Source organism: Sulfurospirillum diekertiae (assembly GCF_002162315.1).
Lineage (GTDB): Bacteria > Campylobacterota > Campylobacteria > Campylobacterales > Sulfurospirillaceae > Sulfurospirillum.
The window spans coordinates 1,868,882-1,883,678 of record NZ_CP021416.1 but is presented as its reverse complement, the minus strand read 5'-3'; the positions used below and the strand labels follow the sequence as shown (position 1 = coordinate 1,883,678).

Sequence of the window (14,797 nt, the reverse complement as noted above, 5' to 3'; positions counted from 1 at the left end):
TGAAAAGAGCGCATAGAATAGGGGCGATACTTTTCATTATTTTGTCATTAATATACTGATTTAAAGGAAGTACATGAGCGTTAATCTACTTTTAATCGGAGCCAATGAAGCAACAACTCAAGAGCTTGTTTCATTAGTCGATGCTACTCTTTCCACCGCTGCCACGTACCAAAAAGCTACTTTAAGTAACTATCAAAATTATGATGTCGCAAATTTCGATTTGGTTGTCTGTTTTGCGAATCGTTATGATGAAATGGTCAAAAAATATGGCAAAGAAAAAGTAGTTTCTGTTGAATTTGTTCCTCCAACGGATTTTTTTGTCACCGTTGGTCGCATTCCTAATGGCGAAAATGTAGTTATCTTCAATAACAGCACTTCTGGTGCGAATGTTTTACTCAAATTTCTTAAATTTTACAATCTTAATCATGTTGGGTATAAAATTGTTCCTTTTGATGAGTGCAGTGAAGCTGAAACGAAAGATGCTCTTTTGGAAGCTAAATATATTATTGGAACCGATGGTTATGTCTCTTCAGGTAAAGCACTTTATACCAAATTCAGTCACTATTTGCGCCAAGATGTCACGGTTATTCCAAGTCCTCCTCGAACAGCGACTGCTGAGAGTGTGAGTGGTTTGGCACAAGTCGTTACGGCGATTAATAGCGATAAGGCTTTGCAAGAAGCACGTGATATTTCTAAAAAACTTGCGACATTAACCAAAGAGATATCTGGGATAACGCAAACAGCCTCTCAGTCCATCGAAAATACTGCCAACACAATTGTCGTGGTCAATGGCAAGCTAGCTTCTGAAGTACAAAATATTCAAGTAACAAACAATATGGCGCAAGAGTTAACCGAAGCGGTAGAACAAATTGGTACTATAACGACGGCTATCAAATATATTGCGAGTGAGACGAATCTTTTGGCTCTCAACGCAACGATTGAAGCAGCACGTGCAGGTGATCATGGACGTGGATTTGCCGTTGTCGCCAGTGAAGTACGAAAACTTTCCGATCAAAGTAACAAATCGACCGATAATATTCGTATCTCCATTATGGATGTTCAAAAAGTCGTTGATCAAATCGTTCCTGCGTTACAACGTACGGTTGATGAAATTATTAAAACACAGGCTGAAGTTGAGCGTATTAGCCTTGCTGCACAAGAAGAGAGTCGTGCAATGAGCGAAATTATCAAAAAACTTCAAATCATTGTTGATGTTTCACAAGCACTTGATACAGCAGAAAACAATCACGCATAAATTGTTCATTTCAGTGTGAAAAAGAGGCTAACACCTCTTTTTCATCTTTGATGATGGCATCCTCACTCATTTTTACATAGAATGCTTCTTTTGATGATTTAAAGAGAGTATCCTATACACTAGTAAAAAAGTCAAATTACTTGACATTAAACAATGATTCTGTTATGCTTCCGTTCATATTTTAACTAAAGGAGTTACCTATGCGTCCATTATTCACTGTTCTCACTATTACGTCTCTAATCGCGACATTTACCGTTGCCAAAGAGATCAATGTGGGTGTTGTGATGCCTATGAGTGGCTCTTTAGCATCGTACGGGCAGACGACTTATGAAGGTATTGAGTTGGCTCATTTACTGCAACCAACCCTCAAAAATGGAGACCATTTAAAATTGGTTCTGGTTGATAATAAAGGGGACAAAGTAGAATCCGCCAATGCTGCAACAAGGCTTATCACTTCTGATAAAGTTGTAGGCATTTTAGGTGCGATTACGAGCACCAATACAGCTCAAATTATTTCCATAGCGGATAAAAAGCAAATTCCTGTCATCGCTCCCGTGGCAACCAATGACAAACTGACGGAAAACAGAGCTTACGCGAGTCGTGTCTGTTTTACAGACTCCTTTCAAGGAACCGTTGTTGCGCATTATGCGCTTAAAGATTTGGGTTTGAAAACGGCTGTGGTTATTACGGATCAAGCACAAGTGTACTCGTTGGGACTTTCGAAAGCCTTTAGCGAAGCGTTTGTTAAAAATGGTGGTAAAGTGCTTAAAGAGATTCGTGTGAGTTCAGGAGATAAAGATTTTAAGGCAGTTGTTGCGCAAGTGAAATCACTTAATCCCGATATGATTTTTCTACCTATTTACCATGCAGAAGCTTCTATGATTACCCGTCAAGCGAAGCAAATTGGACTTACGAAACCTTTTTTATCGGGAGATAGTGTGGCTAATCCAACGTTTATAGAGTTGGCAGGTGATAGTGCCGAAGGACATATGTTTACGGACTTTTTCGATTATAACGCTCCTCCGACACAACGTTCAAAAGATTTTATCGCTGCGTATGAGACAAAAACGGGCAAAAAAGAGGTTAATTCATTTGTAACGTTGGGCGCTGATACGTACAATCTTTTAGTCGATGCGATGAACCGTTGTTCTAACCCTAACGATAGTGTATGTATTAACGATCAAATTAAAAAAACTGCCAACTTTGAAGGCGTTTCGGGCTTTATTTCCATTGATAAAAATGGTAATGCAACCCGCTCTGCTGTAATCAAAGAGATTAAAGGCGGTAAAGCTGTTTATAAATCTACAGTCAATCCCTAAGCTTTACATGTAAAGAGAAGAAGCAAATCTCTACTTCTTCTCTTTTCCTTCATACACGACTTCATTTCATCCCTCTTTTGTCACTTTGAGAGTATATGATTTTGTATCAATTTGTATTACTTTGAGTCTATCGTAATGATAATTTTGTTAAACTTTCCAAAATTTAGACGGATAGGAGAAATAAAGATGCGTCAATTCATAGCACTGGCAACCATTACCAGTTTAGTAGCAACATTGGCCCTTGCCAAAGAGAAAGAGATCAACGTGGGTGTCATCATGCCTATGAGCGGTCCTCTCGCTGGGTATGGTCAAGTGGCGTATGAGGGTGTTGAGCTTGCAAATTCACTTCAGCCAAAACTGAAAAACGGTGATAGCATAAAGCTTGTTTTAGTCGATACCAAAGGCGATAAAGTCGAATCCGCTAATGCGGCAACCAGACTCATTACTTCCGATAAAGTGGTGGGAATTATTGGTGAGATGATTAGTACGAACACCGCTCAGATTATCGCTATTGCCGATAAAAAGCAAATTCCTGTCATTGCCCCTGCTGCGACCAATGATAAACTGACTGAAAATAGGGCATTCGCAAACCGCGTCTGCTTTAGTGACTCATTTCAAGGAACCGTTGTTGCCAATTATGCGGCAAAAGATTTGGGTTTAAAAACGGCTGTGATCGTAACCGATCAAGCACAAGTGTATTCACTAGGTCTTTCTAAAGCCTTTACACAAGCGTTTGTTAAAAATGGTGGCAAAGTGCTTAAAGAGATTCGTATCAGCTCAGGCGATAAAGATTTTAAAGCGGTGGTTTCGCAGGTCAAAGCACTGAATGCGGACTTTGTGTTCTTGCCACTGTATCACACCGAAGCATCTATGATTAAACGTCAAGCCAAACAGATTGATCTGAATAAACCGTTTATCTCAGGGGATGGTGTTGCCAATCAAACCTTTATTGATTTAGGTGGTGACGCGGTTGAGGGGTATATGTTTACCGATGCGTTCGATCATAGTGCACCTCCAACCCAAAAATCAAAAGATTTTATCGCGGCGTATGAGAAAAAAACAGGCAAAAAAGAGTTGAACTCCTTTACCGCACTGGGCGCAGATGCGTATAATGTGATGGTTGATGCAATGAACCGTTGTGCTAATGCAGAAGACAGTGTGTGTATCAACACAGAAATTCGTAAAACTTCTCAATATGAGGGCGTTTCAGGCTTTATTTCCATTGATGATAAAGGCAATGCAACCCGCTCAGCCATTATCAAAGAGATCAAAGATGGCAAAGCTGTTTACAAATCTACCGTTAATCCCTAAGCGTTACATGTAAAACCAAAGAGGCAATGCTGCCTCTTTGGTTTACTCCTACCCTTTTAGCCTCTCCTTACCAAAGTTTTGATACTATAATTCTAGTTATAACACACTAGGAATTCGACTTGGCAACACTTCAAGAACTTATCAAAGAAAAAATTTTAGTCATCGATGGTGCGATGGGTACGCAGATTCAAGCGTTAGAAATTGCACCTGAGCAATGGGAAGGCAAAGAAGGCTGTAACGAGCTTTTGAACGCTACATGTAAAGATGCCATTTCAAAAATTCATCGCGGTTATTTGCTTGCAGGCGCAGACATCATCAAGACCAACACCTTTGGCGCATTGCCGTGGGTTTTGGAAGATTACGGTATCGGGGCGAGGGCGTATGAACTTGCCCGTGCGGGTGTTGAGATCGTCAAAGAAGCGTGTGCAGAATTTACCACAGAGCAAAAACCTCGTTTTACCGCTGCCGCCTTTGGACCAGGGACGAAACTGCCCTCTTTAGGTCATATCGGTTACGATGCAATGTATGAGGGCTACAAAGAAGCGGCACGCGGTGCAATAGATGGCGGATGTGATCTTTTTCTCATCGAAACGGCGCAAGACCCCCTTCAAATTAAAGCCGCTTTGCATGCGATACACGATGCTCAAAATGCTTTACATGTAAAACTTCCCATCATGGTTTCAGTCACCATTGAACTGAGCGGCACGATGCTCATTGGAACCGATGCTACCACGATTGCCGCGATCTTAGAACCCTTTGATCTTTTAAGCCTTGGCTTTAATTGTGGCACAGGACCTGAGCAGGTTGAAAAGCATGTCAAAACACTCAGTTCCGTTTGGGGTAAACCCATCAGTGTACACGCCAATGCAGGGCTTCCGCAAAACCGTGGTGGTTATACGTTCTACCCGATGGGACCTCGTGAATTTGCGGAACTTCAAGAAAAATTTACGGAAATTGCGGGAGTTGCCATACTTGGAGGATGTTGTGGTACAACGCCTCAACATATCTTAGAGCTTTCCAAACGCGTGGAAGGTAAAAAACCGCTTGCACCTAAAGGCGAGATGCCTCGTAGCATCGCCTCGTTGTTTGAAACCAGAGCGTTAAAACAAGACCCAGCACCGTTTCTCATTGGTGAGCGAAGTAATGCCACAGGTTCCAAAGCCTTTCGTGAGTTGCTGCTTGCCGAAGACTACGATGGCACACTGAGCGTTGCTCAACAACAAGTACGCAGTGGTGCGCACGGCATCGATGTGAGTGTCGGTTTTGCAGGACGAGATGAGCACAAAGATACCAAAGAGGTGATGGGGCGTTATGTGCAAAAGATTCTCTTGCCACTTATGCCTGACACCACTCAAGTTCCAGCACTTGAAGTTGCCTTGAAACTCATTGGTGGAAAGCCTATCATTAACTCTGTGAATCTTGAAGATGGCATAGAGAAGTTTGACAAAGTCTGTTCCTTAGCGAAGCGTTTTGGCGCGGCACTCGTGTGTCTGACCATCGATGAAGTGGGCATGGCAAAAAGTAAAGAACAAAAGGTGGCGATTGCGGAGCGCATTTATACTTTAGCGACAGAAAAACACGGCATTCACCCCGAAGATTTGGTGTTTGATCTTTTGACATTTACCGTAGGCAGTGGCGATCCTGAGTATCATACTGCGGCGATTGAGACCATTGAAGCGATTCGTGAATTTCATGCACTTCATCCAGAAGTGGGCTTTGTATTGGGTGTTTCTAACATCTCGTTTGGTTTAGCCAAACACGCACGCGAATACCTAAACTCCGTCTTTTTGCACCATTGTGTCGAAGCGGGGCTGAGTATGGCGATTGTCAATGTTAAAAATACGCTTCCGATGCACAAGATCAGTGACGTGGATAAAAAAATCTGTGAAGATTTACTCTTTAATCATAGAGAAGAGGGCGATCCGCTCTTTAAATTCATCGACCATTTTGCCGGGGTTGTGGAGAACAAAGACGAGAGTGACGCGGCGTATCTTGCCATGAGTACGAAAGAGAAGATTTCAACCCTGCTGATTGATGGCGATAAAGAGCGTATGCTCACTCTTTTACCCACCGCTAAAGATGAGATCGCCGCTGAGGTCATTGTCAATGAAATATTGATCGATGCGATGAAAGTCGTTGGTGAGCTGTTTGGCAGTGGCAAAATGCAGTTGCCCTTTGTCCTACAATCCGCTGAAGTGATGAAAGCGGCGGTGGATTATCTGCAACCTTACTTGCCGAAGACGGAGAAGAACACCACCACCACGCTCATTATTGGAACGGTTAAAGGCGATGTGCATGATGTCGGTAAAAACTTGGTTGACATCATCTTGAGTAACAACGGTTTTAAGGTCATTAATATTGGCATTAAAGCGGATTTGGATCAATTTTTAGAAGCTTTAAAAGAGCACAACGCCGATGCGATCGGTATGAGCGGACTTTTGGTGAAATCGACCAATGTCATGAAAGAAAACCTCGAAGCAATGCAAAAGATGGGCATTAAAATCCCTGTCATTTTAGGCGGAGCAGCACTGACCGATACCTTTGTGGAAGAGTTTTGCCGTCCGATTTACGATGGCCCGATTTATTACTGCAAAGATGCGTTTGAGGGCATAACGGCAATGTCGCGTATTGAAACAAAAAACTATGACACCTCGTTTAGTCGCGTCGTGCTTGAAAACAGTGTCAATCGCGCCACAAAAGAAGCGAAGGAAATTCCACCGTTTCATGAGCTTAAAATGCCTAGCCGTGACATTGCTATTCCCACACCGCCATTTTGGGGCAGACGTGTGCTAAAAACCAATGTCAAAGAGTTGGCATTTTCGTGGATCAACCATAAAATTCTTTTTGCACAACGTTGGGGCTACAGTGGCAAAGGACAGAGCAAAGAAGCGAAACAAAAACAGCTTGATGAGGTTTTATGGCCTGCCTTTGAGCGCATCAAAGCGGACATCGAACGACTAGGACTTTTTGAGCCGACCATCATTTACGGTTATTACCCAGCACGCTCAAGCGAAAATCATCTCTACCTTTTTGATGAAAGTGAAGGTTATTTCAGCGAGGCGCAAGTCAATCGTGAGAGCATCGAAGCTATCAAAGAACGTGCCATTAAGACGTTTGATTTTCCTCGTCAAAATAGAAATCCGTACCGTTCTTTGAGTGATTTTATCGCTCCAGATCGTCACGATGTTTTGGCTTTGACATGCGTGAGTGCGGGTGCAAAATTTTCGGCGTATGAGAAAGAGCTGTACGATGCGGGCAATTTTACAGAATACTTTTTCGTGCATGGACTCGGTGTTGAACTCGCTGAAGCATTAGCAGAGATTGCGCATAAACAGATACGCCTTGATCTTGGCATTGCCGAAAAAGAGGGGCATAGTTTGCGCGATGTGCAGATGAAGCGTTACCTTGGATGTCGTTACTCGTTTGGTTACCCCGCGTGCCCTGCCTTGGAAGATACCAAAATTATTTTTGATCTTTTAAAACCCGAAGAGTTTGGCATAGAACTCAGTGAAACATTTCAAATTCATCCTGAGCAAAGTACCACGGCGATTGTGATGCACCATAGGGAGGCCTTATATTTTAATGTCTGATGTATAATGGTTTTATACAAAGGATAGATAATGAAAAAAACAGTTGGCGGGTTATCGGTTTTATTGGAAGGCAATCAAAAAAATAGAGCAATCATTTTTTTACACGGTTTTCCGTATGACCACACGATGTGGCACGCCCAAATAGCGGCTCTTAGTGAAACCTACTACTGTGTGGCGTACGACATACGTGGGCTTGGCGACTCATCTGTTGGTGATGGACAGTTTACGATGGAGTCATTTGTGGATGACCTTGAATTAATGATTGGTGACCTAAAAGATGAAAAACCACCTATTTTATGTGCGTTTTCGATGGGTGGTTACATCGCCTTGCGTGCTTTAGAGCGCATGGAAAATAAATTTTCAGCACTTATTTTATGTGACACGGCGGCACATGCCGACAACAATGACGCCAAACTGAGACGCTCAGATGCTATTAAGCGCATTAATGCAAAAGGGTTAACATCCTTTTCGAAACATTTTATTGCACAGTGTTACAGCGATACCTACAAAAAAGAGCATAAAGAGCTCGTCGATAAGCGCATCAATAAGTCCATGAAATTTAACTCCATTGGTGTGAAAGGATGTGTCTTTGCCATGTTGACACGTAATGACATGACTGAGTTCCTTCCTTCCATAAAAATTCCAACACTGCTTTTGTGCGGCGAGCATGACACATTAACCCCTCCTTCAGGAATGCAAACGATGGCAAAGCAGATAGAGGGTTCAGAGTTTGCACTTATCAAAAATGCGGCACACATGAGTGTGGTTGAAAATCCAGAAGAGAGTAATGAAGCGATCAAGGCATTTTTAGCAAAACTGTAAAGAGGTAAACCATGGCACGGGTTGTAATTTTCTCAGGAGCAGGCATCAGTGCGGAGAGTGGGCTTTCTACTTTTCGCGACACAGGTGGACTTTGGGAAAAGTACCGCATCGAAGAGATTTGCACGGCCGGCTGTCTGTCTTGGAACAGAGAAAACACCCTAACATTTTACGACGCAAGGCGCGAACAACTAAACTCCGTTAAGCCTAATGCCGCGCACTATGCCATCGCCAAACTGCAAGAAAAATACCCCAACGACATCGCGCTCATCACCCAAAATGTAGACGACCTTTTCGAGCGAGCAGGGTGCAAGGACATTTTACACTTGCACGGCTTTTTGCCTCGCCTTCGCTGTGAACAGTGCGGCACAACTCATCTCATCGGCTATAGCAAACAAGAGCGAACCTTTACATGTAAAACTTGCGGCGGCTCCTTTCGCCCCGACATCGTCTTCTTCGGCGAAGCCGCTCCAATGTACGAACATCTCTACGAAACGATGGAAGATTGCCAATTTTTAGTCATCATCGGCTCAAGCGGAAATGTCATTGCCATGGATCATTTCGCTTTACATGTAAAGGTTTCCATCCTCAATAATTTAGAGCCAAGTGACGCTATAAATGAGCGGGTTTATACGAAAGTGTTGCATCAAAAAGCGACTGAGGCGATTGATGAGATCGTTGAGGATATTGAGCGATTTATGCAAGGGTGATATTTTAGTAATGTTGAGTCTTTATATATAAAAGGTTAAATGATAAAAAAGTTAAAAGTTTATCCCTCGTATAATGAAAAAAGCCAAAAAGTTATACAGTTACTCATAGAGTTTGGGATGTTAAGATGCTGGGTTTAGCCCAGAGCGGTTCTTTTATCTTAAAAAATAGAATTAGCTTGAGGGTCAGTTAGGTAATTGCACTAAAAACTTGAGTGGTAACAAAGTCAACTTTGAGGTTAGACTGTATTGTACGAGGCGAAGTTAATGTGCGATAAGGTTGAATCATCAGCAAGAGGAATTATCCTCTTGCCTACCAAACTCTCCAATCATGTCATGGAGGTTTATCATGGATAATTTTATCGGATTGGATGTCTCTAAGTCAACTGTGAGTGTGTTTATCCCACAAAGTGAGCTAGAGATAGAAATAGCCAATACCGTTAAAGGCTTTACGCAGTTATTTTCTAAACTCAAAAAACTTTATAAAAAAGAACACGATTCCCTCGTTTTTGTTTACGAACCAACATCAAGTTATAGCAGTACCCTAGAACTCTTTTGTGCCAATAAACACATTCGAGTCTTTAAGATCAATCCAAAAGCTTCGCATAACTTTGCTAAAGCGCTATCGATTCGTAATAAAACCGATAAAGTAGATGCAAGGATGCTCTGTCATGCAGGAATGCTGGCAAAAGAAGAAGAGATTCATATTCCTGTGATTGATGTGATTGTAGAGCAAATAAATGACTTGATGAGCTATTACCAACTATTAGTAAAACAAAGAGTCCAAACAAGCAATCACTTAGAAAAACTGCAGCATAAAGAGAGTACTGCAACTTTAAAAAAAAGCCTTTAAACAAAAAGAACAGCATACGATCGATGAAATAAAAAGACTCATCACCAAAGATAGTAAATTAGCGTTGAAATACCAAAGTATCCAAACCATTAAAGGACTTGGCGATATTGCAACGATTGCGTTAATCCATCTTTTTCTAAAATATCCCAATGCCAATCAAAAACAGATTATCTCTTTAGCAGGACTTGACCCAATTGAAAAAACCTCAGGTACTTCGGTTAGAGGAAAAACACGCATTTCAAAAGCGGGTAATAAACTGTATCGAAGGTCATTATTTATGGGGACAATGGTAACGATTCGTTTTAATGAAGAGATGAAATGTTTCTATGACAGACTTAAAGAAAAAGGTAAACATACGACTTTGATACAAATTGCTGTTATGAAAAAATTGATTATTATTGCTAGAGCACTCTTTCATTCCAACCAAGGTTATTCAAGTGAAATCTATCAGGCTCATTGTGGGATGGTGGCTCAAAATTCCAATGTTGCTTAAAGGAAAAAATACAAAATAATGGTTATGATTTATTAATATTTTTAGGGTGTTTTAAGGTGGTAACTGACCCCCTTCTTATTTTTCTTATTTCCTTCCTCGATAATAGCAAGCATTCGATATTAATAAGTGTCTTGGCTTTGATTCATACATATCAATATTTCTTAAAGATAGTTTTCACTCCATCACTATAAATAATTAAAATAATTTTCTATATTTTTTCTTATTAGCGACCAAAAAGAAACTAATGAAGTTATAAAATAAAAAAATAAGATTAGTTATTTTTTATAATAAGTTATAAGGAGCTGGTTATGAAAGTTACTTATTTCATATCAAAAATACTTGCAGTATTTGCTTTAACCATTATATTGTATGGATTCGTAATTCCGTCGGTAGGTTTTCATGGAACTTTGGAACGTATCAAAGATGGTAGAATAGGCGATATTCCATCATATGTGTATCCTCTGTGGAATTTTTATCAAAAAGATAGGTATATTAGTATTAATACGCCCCAAAAAACCAGGGGCAACTTAAGAGGAATGATAGAGATTTCTGAAGAAATCGGTGTCCCCTCAATGCCTATATGGAAATTTTCTCTTGAAGCTCCGAATTATCCTAAAGAAGCTTTTCCTTATGGCCTTCCCGTATTTATTCATTTTGATGGATTAAGTGGAGAGGTACATGAAATGAATACCATTAATCATTATGTTGGAATGGCTCATATGGAAAGAGGAGGAATTTACGAGCGGGCACTTGCTCCTTATTCTCTCATTATGCTTGCAATGTTACTTGCGTTATTCATTATTTATGACATTAAATGGATTGACACATTTATGCTCATTCCCGTACTCCTACCTTTTTTGTTTATAGGAATTTACGGGTATTGGCTTTATTGGTTTGGACATACTCTGCAAGACGGTGCCATTAAGATTGAACCATTTATGCCTATTCTTCTTGGTGACGGGAAAGTTGCTCAATTTACAACACATGCTTATCCTGTTATTGGTTTTTGGGCATTGTTATCAATTAGTATATTATCTTTATTCGCATGGAGATTAAAAATAAAGGCATTAAAATATCAGATAGCACAAAAAAACAACTTTTCTTCAACATTTTTTCATGATTCTTGTTTTAGTAGGAGGTATATCGGCGAGTATACACATGGTTATAACCGATATGAGAGTCAATACATTGGAAAAAAATTTCTGCCATTGTCAGTAGCACTAAGCCAAAACCTATAACTGAGGTTATCGTGCAAACGCCAATAGTTAATGCAAACGAAGAGATGGAAAAAGAAAAGAGAAAGAGAAGCTGAAAGACAAAAGCAAGCATTAAAAGTTAAAGCCTTAGAAGAACGAGCAGGATCTGTAGGTAAATTTAAAGTCAGTCAACTCTATAAAAGCAATTGTGCTCCATGCCATGGCGTAAATGGAGAAGGAGCTATGGGAACGAAATTGATAGGCTTAAAAAAAAGAAGGAATGTATCAAAAAATTACTAGAATATAAACAACAACAAGAAGAAATGCACAGTGAAATTCTGGAACATATGTCGGAAGAAGAGGTTCAAAAACGTTATTGACGAGATTAGTAGATTTGGAGCTCAATAAGCGATATCAATAGGAGAAAAAAATGAAAAAATATTTATTGATTATCTATAGCATAATACTAGGATTGACGTTTTCTGTGCAATCCATGTATGCTCAATCAAAATTTCAAGATATTATGCAACAGCGCGGACTCACTGAGCAAGACGCTATTGCTGCATTAAAAGTCTATCAACCTAGCGGTAAACATGATGAATATTATGTGTTTGCCAGTGGCGGACAATCAGGGCAAGTATTAGTTTACGGTGTCCCCTCTATGCGGATATTGAAATATATCAGCGTTTTTACCCCTGAACCGTGGCAAGGATATGGTTTTGATACAGATTCAAAAGAAATTTTAAGAGAAGGCAATGTAAGAGGTCGAGAAATTAATTGGGGAGACACGCATCATCCTGCACTTTCTGAAACGAATGGTATCTATGATGGGAAATACCTTTTTATTAATGATAAAGCGAATGCTAGAATTGCCGTTATTAATTTAAAATATTTTGAAACTTCTCAAATCGTTGTGAACCCTCTTTTTAAATCAGATCATGGCGGCGCTTTTGTGACGCCAAATACTGATTATATTCTTGAATCATGTCAATATGCTGCACCTTTAACAAACGATTATTATCCTATGGAAGCTTACCAAGATACTTATAGAGGGGGAGTAACTTTTTGGAAATTTGACAAAGAAAAAGGAAGAATTTTGCCAGAAGAATCTTTTACGTTAGAACTTCCTCCTTATATGCAAGATTTGACAGATGCTGGAAAAGGTATCTCAGATGGATGGGGATTTACTAATTCTTTTAATTCCGAACTTTATACGGGAGGAATTGAAAAAGGGCTCCCTCCCTTCGAAGCGGGATGCAGTCGTAGCGATACAGATTATTTACATGTTTACAATTGGAAAAAATTAGCTGAGCTTGCAAAAGATGCAAAAAATGTAAAAATCATTAATAATCACAAAGTAATTCCTATTGATGTGGCAGTTAAAAATAATGCACTTTTTTTGATTCCGGAAAATAAATCTCCGCATGGAGTTGACGTGAATCCTGACGGTCAATATATTATCGTTTCTGGAAAGCTAGATACACATGCCTCTGTCTATGACTTTAAAAAAATCATTAAACAAATAGAGAATAAAGAGTTTATCGGCAAGGATTCTTATGGTATACCAATCCTCGATTTAAAAAAATCATTGCATGGTCAACTTGAATTGGGACTTGGACATCTACATAATAGCTTTGGAAAAGAGGATGGGATTGTTTACAGCTCTTTGTATGTAGATTCTCAAATTGTAAAATGGGACTATAAAAATTTGAAGCTACTTGACAGAGTTAATATTCACTATAATGTTGGCCATCTTGAAGCGATGGAAGGTAAATCTGCCGATCCTCAAGGGAAATATCTTATCGCTTTGAATAAATTAGCTATTGATAGATTTTTACCTGTCGGACCATTGCATCCACAAAATAATCAACTCATTGATATTGGCGAAAAAAAGATGGAACTGTTATACGACTTACCGATACCTTTAGGCGAGCCTCATCAGGCTGCATCCATTCGCGCAAGTAAAATACACCCCGAAGTCAGATATCCTATGGGAACAAACCCGAAAACGGGTCAGCCGCATATAGGTAAAACGCTTGCGGGAGAAGAACGTATTGTTCGAAAAGGAGATCATGTTTATATTTATGCGACGATGGTGCGTTCACATATCAATCCAGAGCATATTACCGTCAATAAAGGGGACAAAGTAACGATGTATATTACGAATGTCGAACGTGCAGAAGACGAAACGCACGGTTTTACGATTGATCATCACGATATTCATGTCTCCGTCGAACCAGGGGAAACGGCACAGATCGATTTTGTCGCAGATATCGAAGGTGTTTTCCCTTACTATTGCACGGAATTTTGTTCGGCATTACATCTGGAAATGATGGGATATTTTTTGGTTAAAGATCCGAAAAAAGATTATGACTGGAGTCAGAAATCAAAAATCAAAAATCTCTCTCCTTCAGAGCTTCAAGAAGAGTATAAAAAAATTACAGCCAATAATGAAGCATCTAAAAACGTTGTTGATGATCTTTTTACATTTTTAAAAGAGAATCAAGCTTCGAAGTATCCAACTGTTAATAACTTGGTAGAAGATGCTAAAGACCAATATGCGAAGATTCTTCCAGAGAAAGAGAAAGCTTTCAAAGCGTACAATGAAAATAATTTGGAAAATGCTATTCTGTTTGAAAATATGGCATGGCAATACATCATCAAAACGGCTGATTCGGCTATTAGGGCTAAAGATTTGTTAGCAAGTGTGTTGGCTTCTCCAAAATCTGAAGCTGTTAAGAGAGGAGAGGGGGCTTTTAAAGAAGGCGGTTGTTCTGGATGCCATGTCATTGGCAGAGTTAGTTCCGGTCCAGATTTAACGGGTGTGCTTAAACGCCATAAAAATGCTGAGCAATGGATTGTAGAATATGTTAAAAATCCTGAAAGTAAATTTCAAGAGCCTTATATGAAAAAGCTCATTGAATTTTTTAACCTTAAAATGCCAAACCAAAATATGAATGACCAAGAGATTACAGATATTATTGAGTATTTTAAATGGGTAGACAAAAACGCTGATTTTTTCTAAATATAAGAGAAGAGAAACATTGATTTTCTTATTTCTCTTCACAAAAGAGATATAAACGAGAGCCGAAATTATAAAAAGGTCGGAGCTAAACTTTTAACTTTCTAAAATTTCATTTTTTTACATGTAAAGACATAAAAAAGTCAACTTTTCAAAGTTTAGCTTCCGTATCATACAACATCGCAAAAAAGCTATAATACAAAACAATCTAGGATAACTAAAAGGGAAAAAT

The 14,797-nt window shown here is 39.6% G+C and carries 11 protein-coding genes; all 11 read left to right on the top strand.

The annotated features are described in order from the left end of the window. The first annotated feature begins 73 nt into the window (after nucleotides 1-73). The 11 genes from Sdiek1_RS09575 (at nucleotide 74) to nosZ (ending at nucleotide 14,568) form a co-directional block, all read left to right on the top strand. Nucleotides 74-1,255 (top strand): methyl-accepting chemotaxis protein, encoded by a 1,182-nt coding sequence (locus Sdiek1_RS09575; protein WP_087438908.1) that lies wholly within the window; start codon nucleotides 74-76, stop codon nucleotides 1,253-1,255. A gap of 200 nt (nucleotides 1,256-1,455) precedes the next feature. Then, entirely contained in the window at nucleotides 1,456-2,574 is a 1,119-nt protein-coding gene (locus Sdiek1_RS09570) for an ABC transporter substrate-binding protein (protein WP_087438907.1), read from the top strand. A 186-nt stretch (nucleotides 2,575-2,760) separates the two neighbouring features. Further along, the gene (locus Sdiek1_RS09565) at nucleotides 2,761-3,885 is read left to right on the top strand and encodes an ABC transporter substrate-binding protein (protein ID WP_087438906.1); all 1,125 of its coding nucleotides are present in this window, start codon (nucleotides 2,761-2,763) and stop codon (nucleotides 3,883-3,885) included. Nucleotides 3,886-4,004: 119 nt separating this feature from the next. Continuing rightward, complete coding sequence (gene metH / locus Sdiek1_RS09560; RefSeq protein WP_087438905.1) at nucleotides 4,005-7,475, top strand: methionine synthase; 3,471 nt, start codon at nucleotides 4,005-4,007, stop codon at nucleotides 7,473-7,475. A gap of 30 nt (nucleotides 7,476-7,505) precedes the next feature. Beyond that, nucleotides 7,506-8,297: an alpha/beta fold hydrolase gene (locus tag Sdiek1_RS09555; RefSeq protein ID WP_087438904.1), complete on the top strand. Its 792-nt coding sequence runs from the start codon at nucleotides 7,506-7,508 to the stop codon at nucleotides 8,295-8,297. A gap of 11 nt (nucleotides 8,298-8,308) precedes the next feature. Beyond that, complete coding sequence (locus Sdiek1_RS09550) at nucleotides 8,309-9,004, top strand: SIR2 family NAD-dependent protein deacylase (protein WP_087438903.1); 696 nt, start codon at nucleotides 8,309-8,311, stop codon at nucleotides 9,002-9,004. A 346-nt stretch (nucleotides 9,005-9,350) separates the two neighbouring features. Further along, nucleotides 9,351-9,854 carry an IS110 family transposase gene (locus Sdiek1_RS09545; RefSeq protein ID WP_161492022.1) on the top strand — a complete coding sequence of 168 codons (504 nt, stop codon included), beginning with the start codon at nucleotides 9,351-9,353 and terminating at the stop codon, nucleotides 9,852-9,854. A 64-nt stretch (nucleotides 9,855-9,918) separates the two neighbouring features. After that, nucleotides 9,919-10,347 (top strand): transposase, encoded by a 429-nt coding sequence (locus Sdiek1_RS09540; protein WP_161492021.1) that lies wholly within the window; start codon nucleotides 9,919-9,921, stop codon nucleotides 10,345-10,347. A 308-nt stretch (nucleotides 10,348-10,655) separates the two neighbouring features. Then, on the top strand, nucleotides 10,656-11,585 hold the full coding sequence (locus tag Sdiek1_RS09535) for a cytochrome C (protein ID WP_369688465.1): 930 nt from the start codon (nucleotides 10,656-10,658) through the stop codon (nucleotides 11,583-11,585). 30 nt (nucleotides 11,586-11,615) lie between these two features. Further along, nucleotides 11,616-11,843 carry a c-type cytochrome gene (locus Sdiek1_RS09530; protein WP_087438900.1) on the top strand — a complete coding sequence of 76 codons (228 nt, stop codon included), beginning with the start codon at nucleotides 11,616-11,618 and terminating at the stop codon, nucleotides 11,841-11,843. Between the two features lie 130 nt (nucleotides 11,844-11,973). Beyond that, nucleotides 11,974-14,568, top strand: a complete 2,595-nt coding sequence (gene nosZ, locus Sdiek1_RS09525) for a Sec-dependent nitrous-oxide reductase (protein ID WP_087438899.1) — start codon at nucleotides 11,974-11,976, stop codon at nucleotides 14,566-14,568. Nucleotides 14,569-14,797 lie beyond the last annotated feature (229 nt).

Bases quoted from the DNA above. Each gene is read 5' to 3' on its own strand.
- Sdiek1_RS09535 (WP_369688465.1), top strand. From the start codon at position 10,656: ATGAAAGTTACTTATTTCATATCAAAAATACTTGCAGTATTTGCTTTA.
- Sdiek1_RS09555 (WP_087438904.1), top strand. From the start codon at position 7,506: ATGAAAAAAACAGTTGGCGGGTTATCGGTTTTATTGGAAGGCAATCAA.
- Sdiek1_RS09550 (WP_087438903.1), top strand. From the start codon at position 8,309: ATGGCACGGGTTGTAATTTTCTCAGGAGCAGGCATCAGTGCGGAGAGT.
- Sdiek1_RS09575 (WP_087438908.1), top strand. From the start codon at position 74: ATGAGCGTTAATCTACTTTTAATCGGAGCCAATGAAGCAACAACTCAA.
- Sdiek1_RS09570 (WP_087438907.1), top strand. From the start codon at position 1,456: ATGCGTCCATTATTCACTGTTCTCACTATTACGTCTCTAATCGCGACA.
- Sdiek1_RS09545 (WP_161492022.1), top strand. From the start codon at position 9,351: ATGGATAATTTTATCGGATTGGATGTCTCTAAGTCAACTGTGAGTGTG.
- Sdiek1_RS09565 (WP_087438906.1), top strand. From the start codon at position 2,761: ATGCGTCAATTCATAGCACTGGCAACCATTACCAGTTTAGTAGCAACA.
- Sdiek1_RS09530 (WP_087438900.1), top strand. From the start codon at position 11,616: ATGCAAACGAAGAGATGGAAAAAGAAAAGAGAAAGAGAAGCTGAAAGA.
- nosZ (WP_087438899.1), top strand. From the start codon at position 11,974: ATGAAAAAATATTTATTGATTATCTATAGCATAATACTAGGATTGACG.